The sequence below is a fragment of the Schleiferilactobacillus harbinensis DSM 16991 genome, from assembly GCF_000425885.1.
Taxonomy (GTDB): domain Bacteria; phylum Bacillota; class Bacilli; order Lactobacillales; family Lactobacillaceae; genus Schleiferilactobacillus; species Schleiferilactobacillus harbinensis.
Genome location: NZ_AUEH01000040.1, coordinates 18,105 through 27,046, shown reverse-complemented (window position 1 = coordinate 27,046; position 8,942 = coordinate 18,105). Strand labels below are relative to the sequence as shown.

The window sequence follows — 8,942 nt, the reverse complement described above, 5'->3', positions numbered from 1 at the left end:
GAGGTACACGATAGTACAGTGGCTGCACCGTTGCTCGGTACTATTCCATTGAAGAGCGTCAATGTCCTGGCGGACAAAGCGTACGGGACGCAGGCGCTACGAGACTTCATCACGTCTCAGGAGGGATACTACACAATCCCACCCAAAAGCAATGCAGTGAACCCCTGGCCGTGCGACTTCTATCTTTACAAGGAGCGACATCTAATCGAAGGCTTCTTCAACCAGATGAAGGAGTTCAGGCGTATAGCCACACGCTATGATAAGCTCGCGCATGTCTTTCTGGGCGCGGTTTACGTTGCAGCAATATGGGTATGGCTTAAGTAATTTTCAGACACACCCTAGAATCTTGAATCGGTGGGGCATTATTTTTAAACCCTGGCATATACGCTGTGTCCGTTCCCGGTTTGGCCGGAATATCGATAATGAGCGTACTGGCGTCTTTTTTAGAATGATAAACTGGCACATCGATCGAGTTCCCCCACCAGCCCCAGAACGATTCGACTGTATATGGTTCACCGTCTACAGTATATGGATCACCCTTCTCCTCCTCTTCTCCAACAAGCTGCGTCAGCTCGTTCTCAACGTGACGTTGACTCGCAAAGATACGGGTAAAGATATCATCCATCTTGACAGTGTTCTTACCGCTAGCAAAATCGTCGGTATGGTACACCCGGCCATTAGCAAATACCGGATTATTAGCGTTCTGCAACCATGGGTTTGCATTTTGTCCTTCTTCTTTTAGAACTGCTTCCTTGCGAACAACGAAATACCCTGAGTTTTTATTGTTTGTACCTTGTCCGCTCACCAGCGCGTGGGCTTTATCCTGCGCACCGACCGGATAATACTTACGGATCTCACCACCAAGCAAAAGTGAAATGCGGTGGCGCTCACTCAGCGGATGACTATTGCCATCACCGTTACCGTGATTGCCGCCGTCAAAGAAACCGGCATAATTAAAACGGCTAATGCCGCCATTGCGATCGACTGCTGGCACGGTACTGTTTCCTTGAATCGCCAGCGCCCCTTCAGTATCCGCCGAGTCAGCACTATGATTGCCGGAAAGAACAACGTTGTATAAGAAGATGTTGCCTTCATCGCCAACCTGCAGCATCCGGTCCGCCGATACGAAGGGACTGGAATTAAAGGGTGCCCCATAAGTATGCTGATGCCACTGGCTGGGATCCGCCGCCTTGACGGTTCCGGCCTGCCAAAATCCGCCCAAAAGAAGCAGCAGAATTGTCCAACAACTAAGTAGTGCCGTTCTTCTGGTCTTCATGGTGGGCCTCCTTTCTGGAATGCATGTGTATCCCTACACAACAAGCATATCGGGCTGAAAGGGGGGCTGGCAATACGTCAGGAGCGGGTTCAAAACTGCAGTTGCATTTTCATAACTAACCGACGACTGGTCAAAATTTCCCAATACATAAGGCTTTCAGGGTTATTATCTCTACTCTTCAGTTTTCAAAAAGACCACATTTATCACAAGTCCGACGAGATGAGCTGAAAACTGAAATTGATTATTAGCCAAAAACATTTGTTCGGAGAGTTGTCATTCGTTTATAATTATTTCATCGACACAGCAACATGCGTCGGCCCCTGATTAGTCCAATGTCCAGAGATTCCGAACAACACCATCAACACAAGGAGGACGTTCATGATTTTCACCTCATTATCCGACCGGGATGTGGCAGCCCTTATTCAAGCTATCAAGGAATTTCTCCGAAATTCGGATTTGCGGTTCCAATTCTCGGGCAATATAAGGACGAGAAAACTGTTGAAGACAGCTGAATGGCGCTCAATATATCCTTCATTCTTATCAAGGACGGAGAGCCTCCAAGTACAGTATTCATCTCCGATTCAGTGAGACCCATCTCTACCTGATTCGTTTATGCATCAACGGATCACGCCATCACAATTTGGACGGTACTGTTGTCGGTGTCAATGATTTACATGTCTATAAACATCATGAGGACACAGGGGATATCGAGTCATATGCCTATTCACTGGATGCAACACCGTTTTCCGATATCCAAGGACTATCTGAAGCGCTCGATAAGTTTATGGAGTATACTATCAACCACTAACTGATGCAACGCTCCAATATCTATGAATATTTAACTCGCGGCAGAAAGCGTTACGGTGTGCGTCCCGGATTTTAAGTAGTTTGATCTAACAGGACGAAAAGCTTGAAGCCCAAATATGGAACTCTCTAATATTCCATGGCGCCACTGCTGCACACTAGCCCACAACTCAATAACACGACAAAAAAACACCTCGCCACACCGGTAATTCAACCGATGCAACGGGGCGTAATTTGTTGGAAATCCTGTGAAAACGATGCGGGCGAGAAGACTCGAACTTCCATGATCAAATTGATCACAAGATCCTTAATCTTGCGCGTCTGCCATTCCGCCACGCCCGCAAAAACCTACTTGAATATATTAGCATGGATGTAAAGCCGGTTTCAAGCCCTATTTGCCGGTTAGGCGCTGATTTGGCTCATTTTCACATCCAAGCCGACTAATTCCAAGCGGTGATGGCAGCGACCGCACACGAACCGGCGGGTGTCGATGCGGCGTTGGCGGGGATACTTGGCCTGGCACTGGGGACAGATGTAAAGATAGTTGACTGTCCTATCTTCCCGGGGCGGCATGGGCGGCGCGAAGCGGCTGCCGCCAGTGGCCGCCAGTAATTTCTTAAAGTCGGCATCCTTGTGCTGATAGCCGCCGTGCAGCAAATGCAGATGGTAATGGCACAGCTCGTGTTTGATCACGCCGAGCAATTCAGGTAAGCCATAGTATTGCAGTAGGTGGGGGTTGATCTCGATGTTGTGGTCCCGCAGCCGATAGCGGCCGCCGGTCGTCCGTAAGCGCCGATTGTACAGCGCCTGATGCGTAAAGGGCCGGTGGAAGGTCTCCGTCGATACGGAACGTACCCGCGCTGTCAATTCTGCATCTGTCTGGGGTAATCTGGCCACATTGTCGCCTGCTTTCTGAAAAACTGACGCTCATTGTACCAAATATCCGCTCAGACGACAATGGAAAGCACTTCGGTCGCCAACTGCGCTGACTTGGCTTAGACTGGAGATAATACGTTCTCTGAAGGAAGGCTTGGTCCTATGAAAAAATGGAACCGCATTATTATTGGGCTCATCCTCTTGGCAATCGTCGGCTTCATTGGTTGGAGCGTCATCGCGGCTGGCCGGCAGAACAACACCCAGAAAGTCACGGCCGCCAAGGTGACACAGCAAAACATCACGGCGACGATCACGACTACCGGCACCGTGACAGCGACCCGCACAGCGAATCTCACCGGCAGCGGTTTGGTCACTGCGGTCAATGTTAAAGTGGGCGATAAGGTCTCCGCGGGGCAAATTCTGGCCACGTATAATCAGACAACGAACCTCACCGCGCCCTTTGGCGGGACAGTCACCGCCGTGAACATTGCCAGCGGTCAAGCCGATACTGCTCAGGCCACCGGCAAAGCCGCGATTACAGTAGCGGACTTGAGTGATCTGCGGGTCCAGCTCAACCTGACTAAATCGGAGGCGGCCCAAGTTAAAGTCCAGCAGGCGGTGCACCTGACGTACCTGAATCACACCTATACCGGAGATGTTGCCGAAGTGGACCCCACCGCGACGACCACCACCAGTGCGACGGGGGCGTCCACGCCGACCCTCGGGGCTCAGGTCGCTTTCGACCGGCAACCGCAAGGACTCGTCCCTGGCTTCGATATTGACGTGACGATCACCGTGGATCAGGCCAACAATGCCGTCACGATTCCACAGGAGGCCATCACCTATGATCGGAATAACCAACCGCTGGTGTATCGGATCGTCAAAGGTAAAGCGCGCCGCACAACCGTCACCACCGGTCTGCAATCGGCCACCCGCATCGCGGTCACGAAGGGCTTGCGCCCTGGTGAAACCGTGATCCTATCCCCCAGCAATCAGCTTCACGATGGAAGCGCGGTGACCACTCAATGAGTTTGATCACGATGCAGCACGTCGTTAAGAGCTACACCATGGGCGATGAGCATCTGGTGGTACTGAAAGACGTCAATCTCACGGTCGAGGCCGGAGAATTTCTCGCCATCATGGGACCGTCCGGCTCCGGCAAGTCGACCATGATGAACATTATGGGACTGCTGGATACCTTCGATAGCGGCCTGTATCAATTGCGGGATACCGATGTGACACACCTCAGCGACAATGAGCGCGCCCATGTCCGGAATAAAGAAATCGGCTTTGTCTTCCAATCCTTCAATCTGATGCCGCGGATGACGCTGTTAGAAAATGTTGCTCTGCCCATGGTCTACGCTGGCATTGGCCGGCGGGAACGACAGGACCGGGCCGCCGCTGCCCTCACCCAGGTCGGCTTGGGGGATCGGCTGGATCACCAGCCCAACGAGATCTCCGGCGGCCAAATGCAGCGGGTCGCCATCGCCCGGGCCATTGTCAACCGGCCCGCGGTGATCATGGCCGACGAACCGACGGGCAATCTGGACAGCAAGACCAGTGTGGAAATCATTCGCATCTTTCAAGAACTGAATGCCGCGGGCACCACGGTGGTCATGGTGACCCATGAACCGGACATCGCCCAGTACACGAAACGAATCATTTCGTTCCGAGACGGCATCATTCAAACTGACCAAGTCCTGGATCAGCCGCACAAGGCAGGTGTTGAGGAATGACAGTGATTGAGAGTTTCAAAATGGCCATTGAAGCCATTACAGCCAACAAAATGCGGTCCTTTCTGACGATGCTCGGCATCATCATCGGCATTGCTGCGGTCATTGCGATTCTCGCGATCGGCAACGGCGCGACCACGAAGATCACCGGCACCTTCAACGACTTAGGCGCGACGACGATCTCTCTCAGCGTGTCAAACAAGGCCGGCAACGACGCTCAACTCACTGCCGCCGATCTGCAAGCCATCAAGCAGGCCGATGACCGAGTCACTGCAGTGTCGCCTAACTATACGCTATCCGGTTTTGCGGCGACAAATACGCAAGACCAACAGGCCATCATCTTTGGCGGAACCCCAGATCTGCAATACACCAGCACGATGATGGACAGCACGATCACCGCCGGCCGGTATTTCACTCAGGCGGACTATGCCGAATCAGCGCCGGTGGCCGTGATTTCTGCTGACGGTGCGGCGCAGCTCTTTCCGAATCAGCGCAACGTAGTCGGTCAAACCATTACGCTGCGCAGCCGCACAACCAGCATCAGCGTGCGCCTCATCGGGGAGACCCAGAGCACGGTAGATAAGTACCAAGGCGCTGTTCGCCGGAGCAGTTTTCCGGTCTACGTCGCGATTCCCTATTCAACGATGAAGCTGCTGAGCATCAACGCCGGCGGCATCACCGATGTCACAATGAAAGTCCGTTCCCGCAACGACATCACGAGTGTGTCCCAAAGCACGGTGCGCTTATTAGAAACCCGCCACGACGTCGTCGGTGAGCAATTGTACACCGCGCGGAACTTCCTATCCGCCCTGGATCAGGTGGACAGTGTGCTCGGTCTGTTCGTGAACTTCATCGCGGCAGTGGCCGCCATTGCTTTGATCGTCGGCGGGATCGGGGTCATGAATATCATGCTCGTTTCCGTCACCGAACGAACTCGGGAGATTGGGACCCGCAAGGCGCTGGGGGCGACGACCCGGGACATTCTCATTCAGTTCCTGCTGGAAGCCGTCATTCTGTCTTTGATTGGCGGCCTGATTGGCCTCACCCTCGGTATCGCGGTGGCTGAAATTGTCGCCAACGTCCTGGGCATCACCGCCCGGATCACTTGGCAAGCCATCCTCCTGGTCCTTCTTTTTGCCAGTGCCGTCGGCGTCTTCTTTGGTCTTTATCCAGCCAGAAAAGCGGCCAAACTCAACCCGATCGAAGCGCTGCGTTACGAATGATCGGCACGGCCCATGCAAAGAGGCAGTCCCTGTACAAACGGGGCTGCCTCCTTTTATTTCCCAGGAAATACTGATGTGCTCGCGCTAATCAAAGAACTCTAACAAATCTTCCCGCTTCAGCTTGGCCTTAGCGGCGGCATTATAGTCCGCTTTCAACCGGCCGTTCTCTAACACGATCAGCCGATTGCCATACTTCAGCGCGTCGTCCATCCGGTGGGTGATCATCAACGCCGTCAAGTGCCGTTCCTTGATCACCCGGTCCGTCAGCGCCATTAGTTGCGCGCTCGTATGGGGATCCAGGGCTGCAGTATGTTCATCCAGCAAAAGCAGGGCTGGATCTTTTTGCACCGCCATCAACAGACTCAAGGACTGGCGCTGACCGCCGGATAATGTCTCCGTGGGCGAATCAAGCAGCTGGTCCAACCCATTGCTGAATTGCGCCGCTTCGGCTTGCAACTGCGGGCGGGCGGCTTCCAACCGGCGGCCGCGCAGTGTCCGCCGTTCCCCGCGATGCTGGGCCAGGACCAGATTCTCCGCCACCGTCATCCGACCGGCGGTGCCGAGTTTAGGATCTTGGAAGACCCGGGCAATATATTTGGCCCGCTGAATCGCGTTCAAACTGGTCACGTTTTGCCCAGCCAATGTCACTTGACCGCTGGCGGCTAGGTTGCCGGCAATCGCGTTGAACAGCGTCGACTTGCCAGCCCCATTCGTGCCCAGCACGGTGACGAAATCCCCTGGGGCAATGGTTAAATCCACATCATCCAGGATCGTCTTGGTTTGATTCTGCTGGTGCACCGTTACACTCACATCTTTTAGTACAACTGCTGCGTCACTCATGGCCATCCGCCTCCTTTGCCGGTTGACTCTCAATCCCCTTGCGCAGCGCCCGCTTCAAGCGGAAGCGGCTTTCCACCGTCGGGACCATCAGCATAACGGCCAGCACGACTGCAGAGATCAGCTTCAAGTCATCATCACCAAAGCCCAAGCCCAGCACGATCAGCAGGACGAAGCGGTACAGGATGGAGCCCAAGGCCGTTGCCACCAGCCGCTGATTCAAGGTCAATTCGCCAAAAACAACTTCGCCAATGATGATTGCTGCCAAGCCGATGACGATGACCCCAATGCCCTGGTTCACATCGGCATAACCGTTGTTCTGGGCAATCAACGCGCCGCTCAGGCCGACCAGCCCGTTGGCCACCATCAAGCCCATGTTCTTCATGGCGTCAGTATGGACACCTAAAGACTGGGCCATGATCTCGTTATCACCGGTGGCAATGAACGCTTGGCCGAGGTTGGTTTGCAGGAACCACATCAGCAGAATCGCGATGATGATGATTGCCCCGATACCAACGAAGATACTGTCAAAATACGGCGGCAGGGAGGCTAAAAATTTATTTTTGAACAAATTCGGCTGATTCAGCAGCGACAAGTTCGCCCGTCCCAGAATGTGCTGGTTGATGGAATACAGAGCGGTCATCACTAAAATTCCCGCCAACAGCACCGGCACCTTCCCCTTCGTATACAGCAAGCCGGTGGCTAATCCGGCTAGCATGCCGGCACCAAAGGCCAGCACCAGGCTCAACAGGGGACTTACCCCGTGGGTGATGGCAGCCACGCTCACCGCCGCCCCCAGTGGGAAACTGCCTTCGACGGTCATATCCGGGAAGTCCAGCACTCGGAAAGTCAGAAACAACCCGATGCCGAGAATGCCCCATAACAACCCTTGGCCAATGGCCGATACGATGATACTCATTTAATGACCTCCCCTTGCTTTTCTGCCTGCTTTAAAAGCTTATCCGGAATCTTCAAGCCGATTTTCTCAGCCTGTTTAACATTGATCACCAAGTCGCTCCGGGGGTGGGAATCAATCGGCGTCGTGGCCGTCTTGATCTCGCCTTTGAGCAGCTTGCCGGCCATCTTGCCTGCCCGTTCGCCTAAGTCGAATTGGCTCAGCGACATCGTCGCCACCCCGCCATCCTTAATCATGGTATCCACGGTGGGGAAAATCGGGATATTCTTGGTGTTCGTGACATTCACCAGCGTCTGCATCGCGCTGGCCAGTGTGTTATCCGTCGGGACCCACACGGCCTGGACATTATTGGCCATTGTTTGCGCCACCTGGTTCACGTCATTGGTGGAGCTGACGTTGTATTTCTTCACCGACCAGCCGTATTTCTTAACGAACGGCTTCACGGCTTGGTCGAAGCGGCGGACATCCGCCTGAGCGGAATCGTCGCTGAGAGTCGAAATGACCCCAATCGATTTCAACTCTGGCATCAGTTGATGGATCAAGGCCAACTGCTTGGCCACCGGCGCGGGGTCCGACACACCGGTAATGTTGCCCCCGGGATGGGTCTCGCTTTTCACCAGCTTCGACCCCACCGGATCGGTGACGGCGCCCAGCACGATCGGCGTCTTCGTCGTGGTATTCGCTAGCGCCTGGGCACTGGGGGTGGCGATGCCGACCACGACGTCGCTGTTGGCCCGTTCCACCAAGGTCTGGCTCATCGTCTTCAAGTTGCTTTGGTCGTTCTCCGCGTTGCGGAAGACCACCTTCAGGTTTTTCCCCTGGATGTAGCCCTCATCCTTCAACCCGGCAATAATACCTTTATGAATTTGGTCCAGAGCTGGATGGCTCATCAGCTGCAGAATCCCCACGGTGGGAATCTTTGCTTTGCTCACCGTCGGTTTCTGGGTCATGAAGAAAGCCGCCCCAAGAAATACGATCAGCGCACTGATCATGGCAATCATGCGTTTCATAACAATCCTCCTCAATATAAAACGGCGAAGCCGCGTGGATGCGACTTCGCCGTTTAAGGGTCCCCGGAGAAAATAAAAAGCCGCATCGATGTATGTTGCGCATCCATGCGGCATCAGAAAGCAGCCCAGCATAGATACGTCCTGTATCTCCGACAGGACGTATCAGTGCGTGCGTCCTATCAATGCTGGCTTTGCCAAGATTGACTTACAAATTGTTGAACGTGGGCATTAATCATGCGGGCCACTCTCTTTCCGTTTTCTTATGTT

General features: G+C 53.9%; 10 protein-coding genes and 1 tRNA gene. 5 read left to right on the top strand and 6 right to left on the bottom strand.

What is annotated here, in order from left to right; genetic code table 11:
* A partial coding sequence (locus tag H627_RS0111770) for an IS5/IS1182 family transposase (protein WP_027828901.1) occupies nt 1-324 on the top strand: 324 nt, incomplete at its 5' end.
* Here H627_RS0111770 and H627_RS0111765 read toward each other — a convergent pair.
* A complete protein-coding gene (locus H627_RS0111765; RefSeq protein WP_027829115.1) occupies nt 317-1,276 on the bottom strand; it encodes a collagen-binding domain-containing protein in 960 nt (319 codons plus the stop codon). The two genes, H627_RS0111770 and H627_RS0111765, sit on opposite strands and share 8 nt — an antisense overlap.
* 508 nt (nt 1,277-1,784) lie before the next feature.
* Between H627_RS0111765 and H627_RS20935 the strand changes: the two genes are divergently transcribed.
* Nucleotides 1,785-2,084: a DUF6978 family protein gene (locus H627_RS20935; RefSeq protein ID WP_373880568.1), complete on the top strand. Its 300-nt coding sequence runs from the start codon at nt 1,785-1,787 to the stop codon at nt 2,082-2,084.
* A gap of 254 nt (nt 2,085-2,338) precedes the next feature.
* On the opposite strand, the gene H627_RS0111755 is transcribed toward H627_RS20935, so the two are convergent.
* Nucleotides 2,339-2,422: transfer RNA gene (locus tag H627_RS0111755), tRNA-Leu, on the bottom strand.
* A gap of 60 nt (nt 2,423-2,482) precedes the next feature.
* Nucleotides 2,483-2,977, bottom strand: a complete 495-nt coding sequence (locus tag H627_RS0111750) for a SprT family protein (RefSeq protein ID WP_193323108.1) — start codon at nt 2,975-2,977, stop codon at nt 2,483-2,485.
* Nucleotides 2,978-3,118: 141 nt separating this feature from the next.
* On the opposite strand from H627_RS0111750, the gene H627_RS0111745 reads away from it, so the two are divergent.
* From H627_RS0111745 to H627_RS0111735, 3 genes are read left to right on the top strand one after another with little or no spacing between them, the layout of a single operon-like run.
* The gene (locus H627_RS0111745) at nt 3,119-3,985 is read left to right on the top strand and encodes an efflux RND transporter periplasmic adaptor subunit (RefSeq protein ID WP_027829112.1); all 867 of its coding nucleotides are present in this window, start codon (nt 3,119-3,121) and stop codon (nt 3,983-3,985) included.
* Nucleotides 3,982-4,692: an ABC transporter ATP-binding protein gene (locus tag H627_RS0111740; RefSeq protein ID WP_371859391.1), complete on the top strand. Its 711-nt coding sequence runs from the start codon at nt 3,982-3,984 to the stop codon at nt 4,690-4,692. The genes H627_RS0111745 and H627_RS0111740 overlap by 4 nt, the downstream gene beginning before the upstream one ends.
* Nucleotides 4,689-5,912, top strand: a complete 1,224-nt coding sequence (locus tag H627_RS0111735; RefSeq protein WP_027829110.1) for an ABC transporter permease — start codon at nt 4,689-4,691, stop codon at nt 5,910-5,912. Before H627_RS0111740 ends, H627_RS0111735 begins: the two co-directional genes overlap by 4 nt.
* Nucleotides 5,913-5,996: 84 nt before the next feature.
* Here H627_RS0111735 and H627_RS0111730 read toward each other — a convergent pair whose 3' ends face one another.
* The 3 genes from H627_RS0111730 to trpX are packed head-to-tail and all read right to left on the bottom strand — an operon-like array spanning nt 5,997 to nt 8,675.
* Nucleotides 5,997-6,752: an ABC transporter ATP-binding protein gene (locus H627_RS0111730; RefSeq protein WP_027829109.1), complete on the bottom strand. Its 756-nt coding sequence runs from the start codon at nt 6,750-6,752 to the stop codon at nt 5,997-5,999.
* Nucleotides 6,745-7,668, bottom strand: coding sequence for an ABC transporter permease (locus tag H627_RS0111725; protein WP_027829108.1), 924 nt, complete (start codon nt 7,666-7,668; stop codon nt 6,745-6,747). Before H627_RS0111725 ends, H627_RS0111730 begins: the two co-directional genes overlap by 8 nt.
* A complete protein-coding gene (gene trpX, locus H627_RS0111720) occupies nt 7,665-8,675 on the bottom strand; it encodes a tryptophan ABC transporter substrate-binding protein (RefSeq protein ID WP_027829107.1) in 1,011 nt (336 codons plus the stop codon). The genes H627_RS0111725 and trpX overlap by 4 nt, the downstream gene beginning before the upstream one ends.
* Nucleotides 8,676-8,942: the final 267 nt, after the last annotated feature.